The following is an 18,919-nucleotide window of genomic DNA, read 5'->3' as shown; positions in this document are numbered from 1 at the left end:
CACAAGCGCGGCAGCCCCCGAAAATTTTACCTTTAACGGCATCGTCACCGGGTGGCGGGCAAGGTCCGTCCCCGCAGGGTCCGCGCGCGCATCGGGTGCGTCCGGGCGCCTCGGGACCGTGACGGCCATGCAGATCATTCTCCATCTCGGCGCCCATCGTGCCGCCACCACCAGCTTCCAGACCTACCTGCGCGCCCACCGCGCCGACCTGGAGGAGCGCCAACTGGGGTTCTGGGGGCCATGGCGCACCCGCAAGGGGCTCCTGCATGGCGTGGCCGAGGCACCGGAAAGCCCGGAACAGGCGCGCCGCGCCACCGGACGCGTCCGCCTCGCCCTCGAAGGTGCGCGCAAGACCGGCATCGCGCGGCTTGTCGTCAGTGACGAGAACATGCTGGGCATGCCGCGCCGGTGCCTGCGGCAGGCCAGCCTCTATCCCGGCGCCGGAGAGCGGGTGGCCCGGCTGGCACAGGCCTTCGGCCAGGTCAACACGATCTGTATTCAGGTGCGCGCGCTGGATGCCTGGTGGGCCTCGCTCATCGGGCACGTCATCCCGCGCGGCGAAGCGGTGCCCTCCGATGACACGCTCGCCCGCATCGCCGCCAACCCGCGCAGCTGGCGCGAACTGGTCACCGAACTGGCCTGCGCCTGTCCGGAGGCAGAGATCGTTGTCACCCCGTTCGAGGCGTTCTGCGACCGCCCCGACCGCCTGCTAACGGTGATGAGCGGGCTGACCCACCTGCCGGTCGCCCGGCCGGGCGCATTCTGGCGCAACCGCCGCCTCGACCTGAGGGGCCTGCGCAGGACACTTTCGGACCGGGGCGAAGATCCCGGCCACCTGCCGGAGGGAGAGGGCCGCTACATGCCCTTCACAGAAGGCCAGCGCGCCCGCCTGCGCGAGGCCTATGCCGACGATCTGTTCTGGCTCGAGGCCGGGGCGGACGGGCTCGCAACATTGAAAGCCGACCCGGACCCGGGCCGCCGCAGGCTGACCCTGGCGGCGGGTCTGAAAGAGAGAGGACACACACATGACGGATCTCCCCGACGACTGGCGCGCGATCGCTGAAAAGGAACTGCGCGGCAAGGCTGTCGACGACCTGACCTGGGACACGCTGGAAGGCATCTCGGTCAAGCCGCTCTACACCGCCGCGGACACCGAGGGCCTGCCGCACATGGGCAGCCTGCCGGGGCAGGAGCCCTTCACCCGCGGCGTGAAGGCGACGATGTACGCGGGCCGTCCGTGGACGATCCGCCAGTACGCCGGTTTCTCCACCGCCGAGGAATCGAACAACTTCTACCGCAAGGCGCTGGCCGCCGGTCAGCAGGGCGTTTCGGTCGCCTTCGACCTCGCCACGCACCGCGGCTATGACAGCGACCACCCGCGCGTGGTGGGCGACGTGGGCAAGGCCGGTGTGGCCATCGACAGCGTCGAGGACATGAAGATCCTGTTCGACGGCATCCCGCTCGACAAGGTGTCCGTTTCGATGACGATGAACGGCGCGGTGATCCCGGTGCTGGCGAACTTCATCGTCACCGGCGAGGAGCAGGGCCATGACAGGTCGGTGCTGTCCGGAACCATCCAGAACGACATCCTGAAGGAGTTCATGGTCCGCAACACGTATATCTATCCGCCCGCGCCCTCGATGCGGATCATCTCGGATATCATTGCGTATACATCGGATTACATGCCGAAGTTCAACTCGATCTCGATCTCCGGCTACCACATGCAGGAGGCGGGCGCGAACCTCGTCCAGGAGCTGGCCTTCACCCTCGCCGACGGCAAGGAGTACGTGAAGACCGCCATGGAAGCCGGTATGGACATTGACAAATTTGCCGGCCGGCTGTCGTTCTTCTTCGCCATCGGCAAGAACTTCTTCATGGAAGTGGCAAAGCTGCGCGCCGCGCGGCTCCTTTGGCACCGCATCATGACGGAGCTCGGGGCGCAGAACCCCCGGTCGAAGATGCTGCGCACGCACTGCCAGACCTCCGGCGTGTCGCTGGCCGAACAGGACCCCTACAACAACGTCATCCGCACCGCCTACGAGGCCATGTCGGCTGTGCTGGGCGGCACCCAGTCGCTGCACACCAACGCGCTGGACGAGGCGATTGCCCTGCCGACGGAATTCTCCGCCCGCATCGCGCGCAACACGCAGCTTGTGCTGCAGGAGGAAACCGGCGTCACCAAGGTCGTCGATCCGCTGGCGGGTTCCTACTACGTCGAGAGCCTGACCAACGAACTGGCCGAACGGGCCTGGGCGCTGATCGAGGAAGTGGACGAGATGGGCGGCATGACCCGCGCCGTCGAATCCGGGATGCCGAAGCTCCGGATCGAGGAAACCGCCGCGCGCCGTCAGGCCGACATCGACCGTGGCACCGATGTGATCGTCGGCGTCAACAAGTACCGGCTGGAGAAGGAGGACGACCTCGACATCCTCGACATCGACAACGCCAAGGTCCGTGAAAGCCAGGTCGCCCGGCTGGAGAAGATCCGCGCCACACGCGACGAGGCAGCCTGCACCGCGGCCCTCGACGAACTGACCCGCCGCGCCAGGGAAGGCGGCAACCTGCTCGATGCGGCGGTCGAAGCGGCCCGCGCACGTGCCACCGTAGGAGAGATCAGCATGGCGATGGAAAAGGAATTCGGCCGGCACCGGGCAGAGGTGAAAACCCTCGCCGGTGTCTACGGCGCGGCCTACGAGGGCGACGAGGGCTTTGCCGCCATCCAGAAATCGGTCGAACAGTTCGCCGAGGACGAAGGCCGCCGCCCGCGCATGCTGGTGGTCAAGATGGGGCAGGACGGCCATGACCGCGGCGCCAAGGTCATCGCCACCGCCTTTGCCGACATCGGTTTCGACGTCGACGTGGGCCCGCTGTTCCAGACCCCGGAAGAGGCCGCGCAGGACGCCATCGACAACGACGTGCACGTGGTGGGCATCTCCAGCCAGGCCGCGGGTCACAAGACCCTTGCGCCGCAGCTGGTGAAGGCGTTGCAGGCCGAAGGGGCGGGCGACATCATCGTGATCTGCGGCGGCGTCATCCCGCACCAGGACTACGAGTTCCTGAAGAACGCAGGCGTCAAGGCGATCTTCGGCCCTGGCACCAACATCCCGGAAGCGGCGCAGGACATCCTGCGGCTGATCCGGCAGGCGCGGTCCGACGCGGCGGCCTGACACCCTTCGCGCGTCCCCGGTCTGGGGGCGCGCACAATCGCTTTGGAAGGCAAAGCTACTCGCGCCGAACCCGGCGCTGCGCATCCCCGCAAGCAGCGGCGGGGCGCATCCTGCTGGATCGAGCGTCCGGCGCAGAACACGCGCGTCGCATCAAATCCGGCATTCCAAAACCCAGATTGGCCTTAAACCCAACGCCCAAGGCGTTATCGATGCGCCCTGTTCAGGGCGTTGTCGAGTTGGGCTATTGGGGAGAGGGGCCGCGAAGGCCCCTCAATGGGGCCTTCTGTCCGAGAGCTTGAAACGCTGGAACGTACGAATTCGAAGTCTATCGCTCGGGCCATATTTAGGAACAGCGGTATCGGGGCCGACCTTCTCGGACGGCCCCGACACAGTAGGTTCAGGCCGCGGTGGCGCTGGCCTCACGCTCGGTCTCGTCCGGCGTGTCTGCCTTGCTGGTTGACATGCGCAGGGCGACAAAGCCGATGATGCCCGAGATGATCGACCCGCTCAGCACGCCGATGCGCACCTCGTTCATCAGGGCCGGGTCCGAGAAGCTCAGCGAACCGATGAAGAGCGACATGGTAAAGCCGATGCCCGCAAGGCAGGCGATGCCGTAGATCTGCGCCCAGTTCGCCCCGTGGGGCATCCGCGCCATTCCGGTCTTCACCATCAGGAAGGTCACGCCGAAGACGCCCACCTGCTTGCCGATGATCAGGCCAAGCGCGATGCCGAGCGGCAGCGGCGCCAGAACCTGGCTCATCTCCATGCCCGCCAGCACGACACCCGCGTTGGCGAAGGCGAAGACGGGGATGATGAAGTAGAGGACATAGGGCGACAGGCCGTGCTCAAGCGAGTGCAGGGGGGACTTGCCCCACTTGTCCTTGAGCGGGATGAAGAAGGCGGTGACGACACCCGCCAGCGTCGCGTGCACACCGGACTTCAGCACCAGCACCCAGAGCACGAGGCCCAGCAGAAGGATCGGCGCGACACGGTGGACGCGCTGACGGTTCAGGTACCACATCAGCGCCATGGGAAGCAGAGCCATCAGCAGGTAGGTCACCTTCAGCTCGGCGGTGTAGAACAGGGCGATGATGATGATCGCGCCCATGTCGTCGAGGATCGCCAGCGTCAGCAGGAAGACCTTGAGCGAGGCGGGCACCCGGTCTCCGACCAGCGCCAGAACGCCCAGGGCAAAGGCGATGTCGGTGGCCGCGGGGATCGCCCAGCCGCCGACCGTTTCGGGGTTGCCCAGGTTGAAGATCAGGTAGACCGCGGCGGGCAGGACCATGCCGCCCACGGCCGCCATGCCGGGCAGCACCACGTCGGACGGGTTCTTCAGCTTGCCTTCCAGCAGCTCGCGCTTCAGTTCGAGGCCGATCAGGAAGAAGAAGATCGCCATCAGGCCGTCGTTGATCCACAGGATCAGCGGCTTTTCGAGGCCCTCGCCATTGATCGTCACGCTGAAATAGCTGCCCAGCACCTTTTCGTAAAAGATGTCGAGGCCGGAGTTGGCCACGATCATGGCCAGGACCGCTGAAAGTATGAGGAGGATGCCCCCCGAAGCTTCGTGACTGAAAAACTTGTCCAGAGCGCGCAGCAGCATCCGATGGTTCCCTCATGTAAAGATTATATATTCAGTCATATTTGGGACGCATGGCCCAGCTTTCAACGCAACAGGGGTCGATTTTCCGCTTTGCAGCATGGATTTGCGCGTCTATCGTGCTGCGACTGCACGGAAATCCCGCCCATGGTGAAGCTGACCCTCGATCATATCGCCGTCCTGGGCGAGACCCTCGCCGAAGCCATTGCGCATGTCGAAGGCGCACTGGGCCTGCCCATGTCCTCGGGCGGCGCGCATCCACGTTTCGGCACGCACAACCAGCTCGTGGGCCTCGATCCCGACCTCTACATCGAGGCGATCGCCATCGATCCCTCCGCCTCCGCCCCGCCGGATGCGCGCTGGTTCGGGCTCGACGGTTTCGAGGGCGAGGCGCGGCTGGACAAGTGGGTCTGCGCCGTGCCGGACATCCAGGCGGCCATCGCGGCGCTGCCCATGGCCGGGCGGGCCGTGTCGCTCAGCCGGGGCAAACTGTCATGGACCATGGCGGTGCCCGAAGACGGGCTCCTGCCGTTCGACGGGCTGTTCCCGGCGCTGATCCAGTGGCACTCGACGGTGCCGCCGGGGCGCTCTTTGCCCGCCTCCGGCGCGGCGCTGACCGAACTGACCGTCACCCATCCCGACGCCGCCGCCTTGAGCGATCTTCTCGCCCCCTATCTCGACGCACCGCAGGTCCGATTCGTGGAGGGGCCGGCAAACTTGGCGGCCACGATCCGACACGCGGACACGGAAATCATCCTGGCATGATCCTGCGCACCGCAGAGCCGCGCGATGCGGCGGCCATCGCGGCGATCTGGAACGAGATCATCGACCACACCGCCATCACCTTCACCACCGAACGCAAGACGCCCGAGGGCATCGTCGCCGACATCGCGTCGCGCGGCCCGGCCTTCATCGTGGCCGAAGACGCCGGGCGGCTTGCGGGCTTTGCCACCTATTTCCCGTTCCGTGGCGGGCCCGGATACGCCCATACAAAGGAACATTCCATCCAGCTGGCAGAGCACGCGCGCGGCGCGGGCCTTGGCCGCCTGCTGATGGCAGAGCTTGAGAGTACCGCCCGCGCCGAGGGCGTGCACAGCCTGTGGGCCGGTGTCTCCGGCGAGAATCCCGGCGGCGTCGCCTTTCACGCCGCCATCGGATTTACCCCCATCGCGACCCTGCCTCAGGTGGGCTTCAAGTTCGGGCGCTGGATGGATCTCGTGCTGATGCAGAAAATTCTGTAATTCCTGCCCTGACAGTTTCGCTGCATCGCGGTAAAATGCCCGCATGTCGATCTGGTCCCGCATAACCCAGGCGCTTGCTGCGCTCACCTCCGGCGAAACGCTTGGCGCGCTCTTCGACCGTCTGCGCACGCCGCCGGAACGCTCCGTGGCGTTCACCATCGCCGTGATTGCGCTGTCTGCGAAGATGGCCAAGGCCGACGGGCTGGTCACACGGGACGAGGTCACCGCCTTCCGCGAGGTGTTTCACATCCCCGCCGAGGAAGAGGGCAACGCCGCGCGTGTCTTCAACCTGGCCCGGCAGGACGTGGCCGGGTTCGAGGAATACGCCCGCCGCATTTCCACCATGTTCGGCGAGAACCGCGAGGCGCTTTGCGACCTGATGGAGGGGCTGTTCCACATCGCCATGGCGGACGGCCAGTATCACCCGGCCGAGGACGCCTTCCTGACCCGCGTGTCCGAGATATTCGGCATGTCGGAAAATCGTTTCCGTTCGATGCGCGGCCGTCTGGTGCCCGACGCTGTGCCCGATCCCTACGACGTGCTGGGCGTTACACCGGACATGGACCTGCCGGAGATCCGCAAGCACTGGCGGCAACTGGTGCGCGACAGCCACCCGGACGTGATGATCGCGCGCGGCGTGCCGGAAGAGGCGGTGAAGATCGCTGAAAAGCGGATGGCCGCGATCAACCGCGCGTGGGAAGAAATCTCCGCCCGCGAAGCCGCCTGACGCCCACCTTGCGGTTCGCCACATACAACGTCGAATGGTTCGACTCGCTGTTCGACGACAAGGGGCGGCTTTTGGCCGATGAAGGCTGGTCCGGGCGGCGCGACGTGACCCGCCGCGCGCAGGCAGAGGCCCTGGGCACCGTCTTCAAGGCGCTCGACGCCGACGCGGTCATGGTGATCGAGGCGCCCGATACCGGCAGCCGCCGGTCCACCACCCGGGCGCTCACCTCCTTTGCGCAGGCCTTCGGGCTGCGGACCTCCGCCACGATCACCGGTTTCGCCAACGACACGCAGCAGGAAATCGCGCTGCTCTACGACCCGGCGCGGCTGACCGCCCGGCACGAACCGATGGCCACGGCAGGCGCGCCGCGGTTCGACACCGAATTCCGGATCGACCTCGACATTGACGCCTTTCCCGACCCTGTCCGCTTCTCCAAACCGCCGCTTGAGCTGACTGTCACCACCGCCTCCGGCCAGGCGCTGCACCTGATCGGGGCGCATCTGAAGTCCAAGGCCCCGCACGGCGCGCGCAACCGCGACGATGTCATGCGGCTGGCCATCGCCAACCGGCGCAAGCAACTGGCGCAGGCGATCTGGCTGCGCGCACGTATCGACGCCCTCCTGTCCGACGGCCAAAGCGTGATCCTGCTGGGCGACCTGAACGACGGTCCCGGCCTCGACGAGTTCGAGAGCCTGTTCGGCCGCAGCTCCGTCGAGATCGTGATGGGGCAGGGCGACACGGCCCTTCACGATCCCCACGCGACAGAGGCCCTGGCAAGCCGCATCAGCGCGCAACCGGCCACCTCGCGTTTCTTTATCGAGCCGGAGAACCGCTATCTTCAGGCGCTGCTAGATTACGTGATGGTGTCGCCGGACCTGATGGCACGTCAGCCGGAATGGCGGATCTGGCATCCCTTCGACAATCCCCGCTGCTGGCGCGACCCGGACCTGCGCGAAGCGCTGTTGACCGCCTCCGATCACTTCCCGGTCACGCTCGACCTGGAAATCTGAGGGCGCGGCCCTTCCCGGACTGCGCCCGTCGACCTATCTTCACGGTATGAAACAGATCGCCGCACCGCTGCTCGCCCTGTCGCTCCTCGCCGCGCCCGTCGCCGCGCAGGAAGAAGACAACGGCGGCTTCAACCTTATGGAAGAGGGCGCACGGCTGTTCTTCCGTGGCCTGATGGGCGAGATGGAACCGGCGCTTCAGGAACTCGAGGACCTCGCCCGCGAGATGCGCCCGCAGATGAAGGCCTTCATGACGGAGATGGGCCCGGCCCTGCGCGATCTTCTGGAAGAGGTCGAGGACTGGTCGGTGTACGAGCCGCCCGAGATCCTGCCCAACGGCGACATCATCATCCGGCGCAAAACCCAGCCGGAAGACGAGGAACCGCTGCCGGACAACGGCGAAATCGAGCTGTGATGTCAGGGCGTTGACCGCCGGGCATCTCCGGCGCGCAGATCCTGTGAAGCCCTGCGCGACGCAGCACGCCGCAAGTGCATCAGCCTGACACGACCTCGAACTCTTGCGCGCCCATGGCCTGCGCCAGCGACTTGAACCGGGCGCGCGCGACCTCTCCGTAAAGGTCGATCATGTCCGGCTCCAGCCGCAGCACCAGCCGCTTGCCGTCCCAGTCGAAGCGTGCGTGACCGGCAGAAGACTCCAGCGTCCAGAGCATCGCGCCAAAGCGCATCGCCTTGCCCAGCACCTCCGCCTCGCGCCGGTGCGCCTCGTCCAGAAGGTTGTAGAGGTCTTCGAACCGGGTGCCTTCGCGCTTGTTCTTGTAGCGGTGCAGCAGCGACAGCCCGAGGTACACCCGCTCCCAGTGTTTCAGCCCGCCAAGGTTCGCCCGTGTGGCGTTGTCGAAACAGGTCTCCGCCCGGTAGTCGGGATGCGCACGCCAGCTCACGTCGTGCAGCAGGCAGGCGGCGTGGATCAGGCGCCGGCGCCCCTCCGACGCATCGGGAAACAGCGGCAGGACGAAATCGTAAAGCTGCCGGCCGAACCCGGGCAGGCGCGCGTCCTTGGCTTCGGCAAACCGGCAGGCCTCGATCAGGGGGTCGCGGTCGCGCAGCACATGCGGCATCTGTTCGTACAGCAGGCCCTCGCGGATGCCATAGCTGGAAATCGCGATGTCGGAGGGCTGGAAGCTGGCCACGATCTGCTGCAGCACCTCCGCCGCGAACGGCACCAGCGCCATGCGCGTCGACGACACGCCCGCCGCCTTGCGCAGCACCTCGTGGTCTGGCTGCGCCTCGATGAAGGCCACGGTTTCCGCCACGGTCGAAGCGTCCATCCGGTATTCGTGCAGCACACGCAGCGGATACTCGCGGCGCAGCATGTCGATGCGCGCGATGGCCCGCCAGCTTCCGCCCACCAGGAACAGCCGGTCGCGCTGCGTGCCCATGTAGTCGGTCAGCGCGTCGATCTCCTTGCGGATGTGCTTGTCGCGCGCCTTCTTGCCGCCGTCGAGGTCCTTCAGTTTCAGCGGCCCCAGCGCCGAGGTCATGCGGCGCCCGACGCGGCCCCCGCCGATCTCGGCCAGTTCCATCGACGATCCGCCGATGTCGCAGACAAGGCCGTAGGACCCGGGCCAGCCCAGCAGCACGCCCTGTGCCGAGAGCCGCGCCTCTTCCGCGCCGTCAATCACGTGCACCGTCAGCCCGGTTTCGTCCTCGATCTGGCGGCGGAACGCCGGTCCGTCCTCCGCATCGCGCATGGCGGCGGTGGCGACCACCGTCAGGCCCGACAGCCGCATCCCTTCCGCCATCAGGCGAAAGCGCTTCATCGCCTCCAGCGCGCGCACGCGCCCTTCGGGGCTCAGGTGCCCGGAGGTGTCCATGCCGTCGCCCAGGCCGCACAGGATCTTTTCGTTGAAATAGTAGGCCGGGCTGCGCGCTGCGCCGTCGAACACCACCATCCGGACAGAGTTCGACCCGATGTCCACCACGCCCACGCGGCTCAGCGCCCTCGCTTCGGGTCCGTCGAACAGAGGATGGCCGAACGGATCCCAGTGACCGTGGCTCTCTTCGGTTTCATCCATAAAACGCGCTCCCACGGTCCGTCTTGGGCGGAGTCCTAGGGGCAGGGGGAGGGGGGGTCAAGAAAGGACCGTCGTCTCCGTCACTTGGCGCGGGATCAGCGGAACAATGACAACAGCAGGGACGGGGCCTGGTTGGCGATGGAGAGGGAGGTCACCGCAAGCTGTTGCTGCACCTGAAGCGCCTGAAGTTGCGCCGCCGTCTCCTCCATGTCGGCGTCGACCAGCGTGCCGATTCCCGATTTCAGCGCGTTGGACAGGCCCTTCACGAATTCCGCCTGGCTTTCCAGGCGGCCGCCGGCGCTGCCGAAAGAGGCCGCTGCATCGATGGCTGTGTCCAGCAGCCTGTCGATATCCGCCAGCGCCGCGTCTGCCCCCTTTTGCGAGGTCACGTCCATGTACATCAGTGACGACAGGCCGCCGCCGATGGTGCTGGACGCATCCGCCGCGTACTGGTCCACCCGGACCGAGAAGGTGTCGCCGACCGTCCCGGCGCCCGTGAAGGTTATGGTGTTGCCGCTGACCTCCGCACCGATGCCGCCGGTGGCAGTCGCGCCGAGGTCGGCCTCCACGTAGCGGTTGAACTGCGCGGAGAGCGCGCGGGCCACGTCGGCCATGGTGTCGCCGTCGCGCGCCACGTAGTTGATCTCGTTCCCGGAGGCGGTGTCGGAGGGCGCGCCACCCGCCGATCCGCTGATCCAGATCGAGAAGCCGGTTCCGGCGGCAACCGACTGCGATGCCGAGGTGCCGAAGGTCGTAACGCCCGTCGGCGCCGTTGCGGCACCTGTCAGCGCGCTTGCCGTGGCATCGCCGAATCCGGTGATGTCGTTGGCGCCCGCGGCCAGCGAGGTCAGCCCGGTTCCGATGCTCGACAGGGTCAGCCCGAGGTCCTGCTTGCCCACGCGAATGTCGGAGGCGCGCACGCCGGAAGACGACCGGTCCAGCGACGCCAGCACGTTGATGCCGCCGCTGCCCGCGGTCTTGGACCGGTTGGACAAGAGGTTCAGCCCGTTGAACTGCGCCGCACCGACAACCGCACCGATCTGGTCGCGCAGCGCGGCGATATCGGCCTGGATCTTGGCACGGTCGACGTTCTCTTCCTGCGCGGCGACGATCTTCTCCTTCATGCGGGTCAGGAGGTCGGTCACCGACTCGGCCCCCTTGCGGGCGACCGCGACGCTCGACATGCCGAGGTTCAGGCTGTCCGAAATGCGCGAAAAGCCCGCGACGTCGGATTCCATCGTCTTGGCAATGGCCCAGACGGCGGCGTTGTCGCGCGCGTTGCCGACCCGCAACCCGGTCGAGACCTTGCGCCGTGTCTGCGACAACTGCTCGTTGATCGACTTCAATGTCTGCAGGGCGATCATCGCGCCCCGGTTCGTCAGAATGCTGGACATGGCACTCACCCAAATCTCGATACCAAACGCCGTTTTCCGGCGCCATCTTCTGATGTTGCGAGCCAAGGGTCCGAGGTCGCGCCACCCGGGGAGAGTGCAGGCCCACAGTACCGCGCGCATGTTAACACCGCGCTAGGACTGGTTGCGGATTCCTTCGAACTCTCCTTAAAAAATCATGCCCCGCAAACGGGTTGCGGGGCATGGTCTTGGTTCGGAAGCCGCGCTTCAGGAGACGCGCGCGCCTGTCATCAGCGGAAGAGCGACAGCAGCGACTGCGGCGCCTGGTTGGCGATGGACATGGCCTGGATCGACAGCTGCTGCTGGACCTGGAGGGCCTGCAGGCGGGCGGAGGTTTCTTCCATGTCCGCATCCACCAGCGTACCGATGCCGGACTTCAGCGCGTCGGTCAGGCCGGAGACGAAGTCCGACTGCGTCTCGATCCGCATCTGCGCGGAACCGAAGGCGGCGGCGGAGTCGATCGCGATGTCGATCAGCCCGTCAATCGCCGTAAGTGCCGCATCGGCACCGGTCTGCGTCGTCACGTTCACGTCCGCCAGTGCAGACAGACGGCCACCGATGGTGGTGGTGGCGCTCGGATCGTACTGGTTGACGGTCATCGAGAAGTTGTCGCCGGTGTTGTCGTGGCCGGTAAAGACGATCTCGTTGCCGTTCTGGACGGTGGCGTTGACGGTGGACCCGGCACCGAGGTCGTTGGTCGCGTAGGAGTTGAACGAAGCGGCAAGGCCCGCCACGACATCCGCCATCGTGTCGCCGTCACGGGCAACGTAGGAAATGTCGTTGCGGCCGGACGTGGCGGCAAGGCCGTTGCCCGCCGTGCCGGTGATGGTGATCGAGAACCCGGTGCCCGCCGCAACGGAGTCGGTCGACGCCGTGCCGAAGGTCGTGGTGCCGGTCGGCGCAGTGGCCGCGCCGGTCATGACATAGGCCGCCGCGTCGCCGTCGCCGGTAATGTCGTTGTTCGCGCCGGTCAGGGCGGTCAGTGACGCACCGATGGACGAGGAGCCGGTGCCGAGGTCCTGCTTGGCCACGCGGATGTCGGTGGAGGACACCGTGCCGTCACCGGAGCGGTCGATGGAGGCCAGCACGTTGATGCCGCCGGAATTGGCCGTCTGCTCTGTGTTCTCCAGCAGGTACTGACCGTTGAATTGCGATGCACCGACAACGGCGGCGATCTGATCGCGCAGGGCGTTGATGTCGGTCTGGATCTTGTTGCGGTCGACGTTCTCTTCCTGGGAGGCGACGATCTTTTCCTTCACCTGCGTCAGAAGCTCGGTGACGGTTTCTGCCCCCTTGCGGGCGACGTCGATGGTGGCCTGACCGAGGCTCAGGCTGTCGGAAATGCGCTTGAAGCCGGCAACGTCGGATTCCATAGCCTTGGAGATTGCCCAGACGGCGGAGTTGTCCTTGGCCGTGGCCACCCGCTTGCCGGTGGAGATCATGCCCTGGGTTTCGGTCAGCGACCGGTTGACCATCTTGAGGGTCTGGAGAGCGGTCATCGCGCCGGTGTTGGTAAGAATGCTCGACATATCGAGTGCGCCTTTCATATTGGCATGGCGTGTTTACGCCGGTTGTGCCAGCCGTTCGGCCGACTTCGGGAAAAGCGTCTTCTGACGATTGCAGGCGGCTCAGGGGCGTTCATGTGCCCGGGGCCCTGCCTTTCAGACCGCCCGCGTTCCGGGCGGATTCTCCCCGCGGCCCGATGCGGGCCAGGGAAAGCGCCCCGGGGGAAGGGCCCCTCCCTGCGGTCTTTCACCGAGGGAAGGGCGCGCCCCGAGGCGCTTCGTTCCGTTAGCGGAAGAGACCCAGCAGTGACTGCGGTGCGCTGTTGGCGATGCTCATGGCCTGGATGCCCAACTGCTGCTGGACCTGCAGGGCCTGGAGCCGCGCCGAGGTTTCTTCCATGTCCGCGTCGACCAGCGTGCCGATGCCGCTCTTGAGCGCGTCGGTCAGGCCGGACACGAAGTCCTTCTGCGACTCGATGCGCATCTCGGCAGAACCGAAGGCAGCGGCGGAATCGATTGCGGTGTCGATCAGCGCGTCGATCCCGGCCAGCGCCGCGTCCACACCGGTCTGGGTGGTGACGTCGATGTCGGCGAGGCCCGACAGCCTTCCACCGATGGTGGTGGAGGCATCAGCGGCGTACTGGTTGATGGTCAGCGAGAAGTTGTCGCCGGTGCCGTCATGGCCGGTAAAGACGATCTCGTTGCCGTTCTGCACGCTGGCGTTGACCGTCGTGTCGGTGCCCAGATCGTTCGCTGCGTATGTGTTGAACGACTGCGCGAGACCCGCCACGACATCCGCCATCGTGTCGCCGTCACGGGCGACGTAGGAGATGTCGTTGCGGTCGGTGGTCGCCGCAAGGCCGTTGCCCGCCACGCCCGAGATCGCGATGGAGAACGCGGTGCCCGCCGCCACGGAGTCGGTCGAGGCGGTGCCGAAGGTCGTGGTGCCGGTCGGCGCGGTGGCAGCACCGGTCATGACATAGGCCGCGCCGTCACCGTCGCCGGTGATGCTGTTGTTCGCGCCGGTCATCGCGGTCAGCGACGCACCGATGGACGAGGAGCCGGTGCCGAGATCCTGCTTCAGGACGCGGATGTCCGAAGAGGTCACGCCGTCGAAAGACCGGTCGATGGAGGCCAGCACGTTGATGCCGCCGGAGTTCGCCGTCTGGTCGGTGTTGGTCAGCATGTACTGACCGTTGAACTGCGCCGCGCCGACGACGGCAGCCACCTGGTCGCGCAGGGCGTTGATGTCCGTCTGGATCTTGTCGCGGTCGACGTTCTCTTCCTGCGCCGCGACGACCTTCTCCTTCACCTGGGTCAGGAGGTCGGTCACCGTCTCGGCACCCTGGCGGGCGACGGAGATCGTGGCCAGGCCGAGGCTGAGGGAGTCGGAGACCTTCTTGAAGCCCGCGACATCGGATTCCATCGCCTTGGAGATGGCCCAGACGGCAGCGTTGTCCTTCGCGGAGTTCACCTTCTTGCCGGTGGAAATCTGCGTCTGGACGGCACCCATCTGCCGGTTGATGCCTTTCAGAGTCTGCAACGCGGCAATTGCCCCGTTGTTCGTGAGAATACTCGACATGAGTCTCGCCTTTCGGTTCGTGGCGCGTTTGGCGCCGGGATTTGCCGGTGTCCTTCTCCGGCATCAGAACCGTCTTCTGACGCTACGGACCGCATCCTCACGACACGTCCGCGCCACTCAGGTCGAGTGCAGGGGCAACATGCGCCCCGCCGATTAATCTCCATTTAACGATTTGCGGCCCCCGAAGGGTCATTTCAGGGCAGGGATGTGGCGCGCTGCCCAAGTGCTGACACAGCGATGAATCCGGGATTCACCATGTCCGTGCAAGTCATTGATACGAAGGGGGCTTTCCCCAGCCTGTCCAATGCTAAGCATCCAACCCCATGACACGGGCCGCACCGGGTCTTGAGTCGTCAACCCGGCGCACGATCCGCCGTCTGACACCGCCCCCGGCACCGGGCCGGAGACGCGTTTCGTTAACACAGTTGAACCTTCAGTCCTCGGTGTGCGTCAGTTGCGGCACGTCCTTCGCCCCGGCGGAGCCGCGGCCCGAAAGCGAGGGGTTCTCCATGAAGAACCGGTGGCAGTTGAACGCGAACTCCCCCTCCGGCACGGCATGGCGGGCAAAGCGGCCCGACGGCTCCATCACCCAGCTCTGCGCCGTGTCCGCAAGGTTCGCCGCCATGATCTGGCTGACGATCTGCGCCTTCACCGTGGCGTTGCGGATCTCCACCCCGGTCTCGATCCGGCGGTTCAGGTTGCGCCCCATCCAGTCGGCCGACGAGATGAACACCCGGCTCTTGCCGTGCGGCAGGCCGTGGCCGTTGCCGAAACAGGCGATCCGCGAATGTTCGAGGAAGCGGCCCACGATGGATTTCACCCGGATGTTCTCGCTGAGGCCCTTCACGCCGGGACGCAGCCCGCAGATGCCGCGGATCACGCAGTCGACCTTCACGCCGCCCTGGCTCGCGCGGTAGAGCGCGTCGATCATGTCCGGTTCGATCAGCGAGTTCATCTTGAGCCAGATCGCCGCCGGACGGCCTGCCGCCGCGTGCTCGATCTCTTTCTCGATCAGGTCGAGCATCCCCGGTTTCAGCGTGTGCGGCGAGATCAGCAGGTTCTCCAGCCCCTCGGGCATCGCGTAGCCGGAGAGGTAGTTGAACAGCTTCGCCGCATCGCGCCCCAGCGCCGCATCGCAGGTGAAGAACGACAGGTCGGTGTAGATCTTCGCGGTGATCGGGTGGTAGTTTCCGGTGCCCCAGTGCGTGTAGGTCACCAGCTTGTCGCCTTCGCGGCGCACCACCTGGCTGATCTTGGCGTGGGTCTTCCATTCGAGGAAGCCATAGACCACATGGGCGCCCGACCGCTCCAGCCGCCGCGACTGTCGAATGTTGGCGGCCTCGTCGAAGCGCGCCTTCAGCTCGACCAGCGCCGTCACGGACTTGCCGTCCTCTGCCGCCTCGCAAAGCGCGGCGACGATGGGCGAGTTCTTCGACGTCCGGTAGAGCGTCTGCTTGATCGCCACCACGTCGGGGTCGAGCGCGGCCTGGTTGAGGAAGCGCACCACCATGTCGAAGGTCTCGTAGGGGTGGTGCAGCAGCATGTCCTTCTGCTTGATCGCGTCGAACATGTTGCCGTCGAAGTCCTGCACCCGCTCCGGCACGCGCGGGGTGAAGGTGGGCCACAGCAGGTCGGGACGGGAATCGAGCACCAGCTCCTTGGTGTCGGCCACGCCCAGCATCCCGTTCAGCTCGATCACCTCGTCGGGGGCGACGTGCAACTCGCGCATGACGATGCCGCGCAGGGCCTTCGGCGCACCGGCGCTGACCGTCAGGCGCACCACCTCGCCGCGGCGGCGCCGCTTCAGCGCGACCTCGAACTCGCGCACCAGGTCCTCGGCCTCTTCCTCCACTTCGAGGTCGCTGTCGCGCAGCACGCGGAAGCCGAAGTGATCCTTCACCTTGTACTGCGGGAAGAGCGAATCGATGTGCAGCAGCACCACGTCCTCGAGGTAGATCACCCGGTGGTGGCCCGGCTCCGAAGGCAGGGTCATGAACCGGTCGATCTGCGCCGGGATCGGGAGCAGCGCCTGCAACGGGCGCTTGTCGCGGTTCCGTTCAAGCTGCAGCGCAAGGCAGTAGCCCATGTTGGCGATGAACGGGAAGGGGTGCGCGGGGTCGATGGCCAGCGGCGAAAGCACCGGGAACACCTGTTCGAGGAACGCGGTGCCGAGGTGCTTCACATCCGCCTCCGTCAGGTCGTCGCGCCCGACGATGTGGATGTTCTCCTCCGCCATCTGGCCCTGAAGCACACCCAGCACGCGCTGCTGTTCTGCCATCAGGTTGCGGGCGTCCTCGTCGATCAGGACAAGCTGCTCGGCCGGGGTCAGCCCGTCGGCGGCGGGCGTGGTGTTGCCGTTGTGCGCCAGCTCGCGCAGACCGGCGACGCGCACGGTGTAGAACTCGTCGAGGTTCGCGGCCGAGATCGACAGGAAGCGCAGCCGCTCCAGCAGGGGGACGCGCGGGTTCTCGGCCTCTTCCAGCACACGCCAGTTGAAGCCGAGCCAGCTCAGCTCCCGGTTCACGTAACGCCCCGGCCCCTGCAGGTCGAGCTCGGGCAGGTCGGTGGCGGGCGGCAGCGGGGATTTGAGAAAGTCGGCAATGGTCATGACGGGCTTATGCCTCTGGTTCTGCAACGGATTGATGACAGTGGCGCAGAGATCCCCGGCGCCTGTTGTCCACAGTCTTGCCCGCGCGCAGCCGTGGCCGCAAGCCGCTGCAAACACCCGTCTTCCCGGCTGGCGGGCTCAGGCGGTGCCGTTGTCGTCCGTGGCGGCCATGCGCGCCAGCACCGCGACGGCCATGGCCCGCGTGACCCGCTTCTTGTGCGCCAGCGACGCCTCGTCCAGCGCCGCCACCACCGCCCGGGCAGCGGCGTGGCTGCGCGGCATGTGCCGGGTAAGATACGACAGCACCTCCGGCCCCGGCGTGATCTGGCGGTCGGCGAACTGCTTGGCCAGAAGCGCGGTCAGAAGCGCATCGTCCGGCGCCCCCAGCCGCGCCACCTGCGCCCCCATGATCCGGCTTTTCAGGTCGGGCAGCACCAGCGGCCAGAGCGTCGGCTCCCGCTCTGCCGTCATGAGAAGCGAATGCCCCTGCGCCAGAACGAGGTTGTGCAGGTGGAAGAGCGCCTCCTCGGCCGGACGGTCGCCCGCGATCTGCGGCACGTCCTCGACACAGACCGGGCCAGAGGCGAGGTCGGGGATCTCCGCCTCCGCCAGTGTGTCGGCGCCGACGATGCGGGCGCCCGAGAGCTTTGCCCAGACATGGGCGAGATGCGTCTTGCCGGACCCGCGCGGCCCGCAGATCACCATCTTGGCGCCGGGCCATTCCGACCAGCGCTCCACCAGCGCGACCGCCATGGCGTTGGCCTCGCTGACAAAGAAATCCTCCCGCCCGAGCGCCTCTCGCGCGGGCAGGGGAAGCGGCAGTTGCTTCGATCCCGTCACCGGGTGTCACGCCCCGGCTGGCTGACGGTCAGATGCGCCGTCGCCTGCGTCATCTCCGGACCGCCGACGCGCTCCGTGGCCGAGACCGACTCTGCGTCGTTTCCGGCAAACCCGAGGTACAGCTTCGATTCGCGGTAACGGTCGCCGAGGAAGCGCACGATAACGCCCATGGCGGCGGCAAGCGGCACCGCCACCAGAAGCCCGATGAAGCCGAAGAGCGCGCCGAAGACCGACAGCGCCAGCAGCAGCCACACCGGGTGCAGTCCCACCGAACTGCCCACAAGGCGCGGCGTCACGATGTTGCCCTCGATGAACTGGCCGGACTGGAAGATCGCCCAGACCGCGACGATCCACCACCACTCGCCCCAGAACTGGAACAGCGCGAGGCCGATGGCCAGGCCGCCGCCCACGATGGCGCCCACGTAGGGGATGAAGGTCAGGAAACCGGCCACGACGCCCACCACCAGCCCGAACTGCAGGCCCACGGCCCAGAGCAACACGGCATAGTAGGTGCCGAGGATCAGCATCACCGACCCCATGCCGCGGATGAACCCCGCCAGCACGCTGTCGACGTCGCGGGCCAGCTTGCGCACCGTCTCGCGGTGATCCAGCGGCACGAGGCTGTCGATCTGAGCCACCATGTTGTCCCAGTCGATCAGCATGTAGACCGCAACGACCGGCACGATAAGGAACAGCATCAGCACGTTCAGGAGCGATCCGACCGAGGCCAGCGCCGTCTCGGCCACCGCGGCCCCCTTGGTCTTGATCGTCTCGCCCAGCGAGGCCAGCGACTGCTGCACCACGCCGCCGTCGGTCATCATGTTCGGGAACTTCTCCGTCAGGAAGGCCTGCAGGTCGCGGAAAAGCTGCGGTGCGGTCTCGAACAGGGCGGTGGTCTGCCCGATCAGCATCGGGATGATCGCCACCGTCAGCACCACGAAGATCAGCACCGCGGCGACGGTGATCACCCCCACCGACGCGCCGCGCGACAGGCCCGCCCGCTCCAGCCGGTCGGCCACCGGGTCCAGACAGTAGGCAATCGCCCCGCCCAGCACGAAGGGCAGCAGGACATTGCCGAGGAACCACAGGGTCACGGCGAAGATCGCCGCGGCGATCCCCCAGTATTTCAGCTGCTTTCGGACCGGCAGGGCCATGGGCGCTCCTTTTGCTGCGCTGCCACAATCGCCCGCGCAG

At 66.5% G+C, this 18,919-nt stretch carries 15 protein-coding genes; 7 read left to right on the top strand and 8 right to left on the bottom strand.

Annotated elements, in window-relative coordinates; genetic code table 11:
• Positions 1–127: 127 nt before the first annotated feature.
• Both ACU0DV_RS17000 and scpA read left to right on the top strand, forming a co-directional pair.
• On the top strand, positions 128–1,063 hold the full coding sequence (locus ACU0DV_RS17000; protein WP_446243141.1) for a hypothetical protein: 936 nt from the start codon (positions 128–130) through the stop codon (positions 1,061–1,063).
• A complete protein-coding gene (scpA, locus tag ACU0DV_RS16995; RefSeq protein WP_446243142.1) occupies positions 1,026–3,167 on the top strand; it encodes a methylmalonyl-CoA mutase in 2,142 nt (713 codons plus the stop codon). Before ACU0DV_RS17000 ends, scpA begins: the two co-directional genes overlap by 38 nt.
• 397 nt (positions 3,168–3,564) lie before the next feature.
• Here the strand turns inward: scpA and nhaA are convergent, their stop codons facing one another.
• Positions 3,565–4,770 (bottom strand): Na+/H+ antiporter NhaA, encoded by a 1,206-nt coding sequence (nhaA, locus tag ACU0DV_RS16990; RefSeq protein WP_100927146.1) that lies wholly within the window; start codon positions 4,768–4,770, stop codon positions 3,565–3,567.
• Between the two features lie 144 nt (positions 4,771–4,914).
• Here nhaA and ACU0DV_RS16985 point away from each other — a divergent pair, with 144 nt between their 5' ends.
• Genes ACU0DV_RS16985 through ACU0DV_RS16965 form a run of 5 tightly spaced genes read left to right on the top strand, consistent with a single transcriptional unit; the run spans position 4,915 to position 8,157 of the window.
• Positions 4,915–5,532 carry a VOC family protein gene (locus ACU0DV_RS16985; protein WP_446243143.1) on the top strand — a complete coding sequence of 206 codons (618 nt, stop codon included), beginning with the start codon at positions 4,915–4,917 and terminating at the stop codon, positions 5,530–5,532.
• Entirely contained in the window at positions 5,529–6,008 is a 480-nt protein-coding gene (locus ACU0DV_RS16980; RefSeq protein ID WP_446243144.1) for an N-acetyltransferase family protein, read from the top strand. The genes ACU0DV_RS16985 and ACU0DV_RS16980 overlap by 4 nt, the downstream gene beginning before the upstream one ends.
• A 43-nt stretch (positions 6,009–6,051) precedes the next feature.
• Positions 6,052–6,735 (top strand): TerB family tellurite resistance protein, encoded by a 684-nt coding sequence (locus tag ACU0DV_RS16975; protein ID WP_283982924.1) that lies wholly within the window; start codon positions 6,052–6,054, stop codon positions 6,733–6,735.
• A gap of 8 nt (positions 6,736–6,743) precedes the next feature.
• On the top strand, positions 6,744–7,745 hold the full coding sequence (locus tag ACU0DV_RS16970) for an endonuclease/exonuclease/phosphatase family protein (protein WP_446243145.1): 1,002 nt from the start codon (positions 6,744–6,746) through the stop codon (positions 7,743–7,745).
• 46 nt (positions 7,746–7,791) lie between these two features.
• A complete protein-coding gene (locus ACU0DV_RS16965) occupies positions 7,792–8,157 on the top strand; it encodes a hypothetical protein (RefSeq protein ID WP_283982926.1) in 366 nt (121 codons plus the stop codon).
• Between the two features lie 79 nt (positions 8,158–8,236).
• Here ACU0DV_RS16965 and ACU0DV_RS16960 read toward each other — a convergent pair whose 3' ends face one another.
• The 7 genes from ACU0DV_RS16960 to ACU0DV_RS16930 form a co-directional block, all read right to left on the bottom strand.
• Positions 8,237–9,778 carry a Ppx/GppA family phosphatase gene (locus ACU0DV_RS16960; protein ID WP_283982927.1) on the bottom strand — a complete coding sequence of 514 codons (1,542 nt, stop codon included), beginning with the start codon at positions 9,776–9,778 and terminating at the stop codon, positions 8,237–8,239.
• Between the two features lie 95 nt (positions 9,779–9,873).
• Complete coding sequence (locus ACU0DV_RS16955; RefSeq protein WP_446243146.1) at positions 9,874–11,172, bottom strand: flagellin N-terminal helical domain-containing protein; 1,299 nt, start codon at positions 11,170–11,172, stop codon at positions 9,874–9,876.
• 248 nt (positions 11,173–11,420) lie between these two features.
• The gene (locus ACU0DV_RS16950) at positions 11,421–12,719 is read right to left on the bottom strand and encodes a flagellin (RefSeq protein ID WP_198521801.1); all 1,299 of its coding nucleotides are present in this window, start codon (positions 12,717–12,719) and stop codon (positions 11,421–11,423) included.
• 262 nt (positions 12,720–12,981) lie between these two features.
• Complete coding sequence (locus ACU0DV_RS16945) at positions 12,982–14,277, bottom strand: flagellin (RefSeq protein ID WP_100927137.1); 1,296 nt, start codon at positions 14,275–14,277, stop codon at positions 12,982–12,984.
• Between the two features lie 433 nt (positions 14,278–14,710).
• The gene (locus ACU0DV_RS16940) at positions 14,711–16,885 is read right to left on the bottom strand and encodes an RNA degradosome polyphosphate kinase (RefSeq protein WP_100927136.1); all 2,175 of its coding nucleotides are present in this window, start codon (positions 16,883–16,885) and stop codon (positions 14,711–14,713) included.
• A gap of 138 nt (positions 16,886–17,023) precedes the next feature.
• Complete coding sequence (locus ACU0DV_RS16935) at positions 17,024–17,725, bottom strand: HdaA/DnaA family protein (RefSeq protein WP_283982929.1); 702 nt, start codon at positions 17,723–17,725, stop codon at positions 17,024–17,026.
• Complete coding sequence (locus tag ACU0DV_RS16930; protein ID WP_283982930.1) at positions 17,722–18,879, bottom strand: AI-2E family transporter; 1,158 nt, start codon at positions 18,877–18,879, stop codon at positions 17,722–17,724. Before ACU0DV_RS16930 ends, ACU0DV_RS16935 begins: the two co-directional genes overlap by 4 nt.
• Between the last annotated feature and the right edge of the window lie 40 nt (positions 18,880–18,919).

The sequence above is a fragment of the Sagittula sp. genome (assembly GCF_052825245.1).
Note: the sequence above shows the minus strand (reverse complement) of the source record. Positions and strands in the feature narration are given on the sequence as shown.

Bases quoted from the DNA above. Each gene is read 5' to 3' on its own strand.
- ACU0DV_RS17000 (WP_446243141.1), top strand. From the start codon at position 128: ATGCAGATCATTCTCCATCTCGGCGCCCATCGTGCCGCCACCACCAGC.
- scpA (WP_446243142.1), top strand. From the start codon at position 1,026: ATGACGGATCTCCCCGACGACTGGCGCGCGATCGCTGAAAAGGAACTG.
- nhaA (WP_100927146.1), bottom strand. From the start codon at position 4,770: ATGCTGCTGCGCGCTCTGGACAAGTTTTTCAGTCACGAAGCTTCGGGG.
- ACU0DV_RS16985 (WP_446243143.1), top strand. From the start codon at position 4,915: ATGGTGAAGCTGACCCTCGATCATATCGCCGTCCTGGGCGAGACCCTC.
- ACU0DV_RS16980 (WP_446243144.1), top strand. From the start codon at position 5,529: ATGATCCTGCGCACCGCAGAGCCGCGCGATGCGGCGGCCATCGCGGCG.
- ACU0DV_RS16975 (WP_283982924.1), top strand. From the start codon at position 6,052: ATGTCGATCTGGTCCCGCATAACCCAGGCGCTTGCTGCGCTCACCTCC.
- ACU0DV_RS16965 (WP_283982926.1), top strand. From the start codon at position 7,792: ATGAAACAGATCGCCGCACCGCTGCTCGCCCTGTCGCTCCTCGCCGCG.
- ACU0DV_RS16960 (WP_283982927.1), bottom strand. From the start codon at position 9,778: ATGGATGAAACCGAAGAGAGCCACGGTCACTGGGATCCGTTCGGCCAT.
- ACU0DV_RS16955 (WP_446243146.1), bottom strand. From the start codon at position 11,172: ATGTCCAGCATTCTGACGAACCGGGGCGCGATGATCGCCCTGCAGACA.
- ACU0DV_RS16950 (WP_198521801.1), bottom strand. From the start codon at position 12,719: ATGTCGAGCATTCTTACCAACACCGGCGCGATGACCGCTCTCCAGACC.
- ACU0DV_RS16945 (WP_100927137.1), bottom strand. From the start codon at position 14,277: ATGTCGAGTATTCTCACGAACAACGGGGCAATTGCCGCGTTGCAGACT.
- ACU0DV_RS16940 (WP_100927136.1), bottom strand. From the start codon at position 16,885: ATGACCATTGCCGACTTTCTCAAATCCCCGCTGCCGCCCGCCACCGAC.
- ACU0DV_RS16930 (WP_283982930.1), bottom strand. From the start codon at position 18,879: ATGGCCCTGCCGGTCCGAAAGCAGCTGAAATACTGGGGGATCGCCGCG.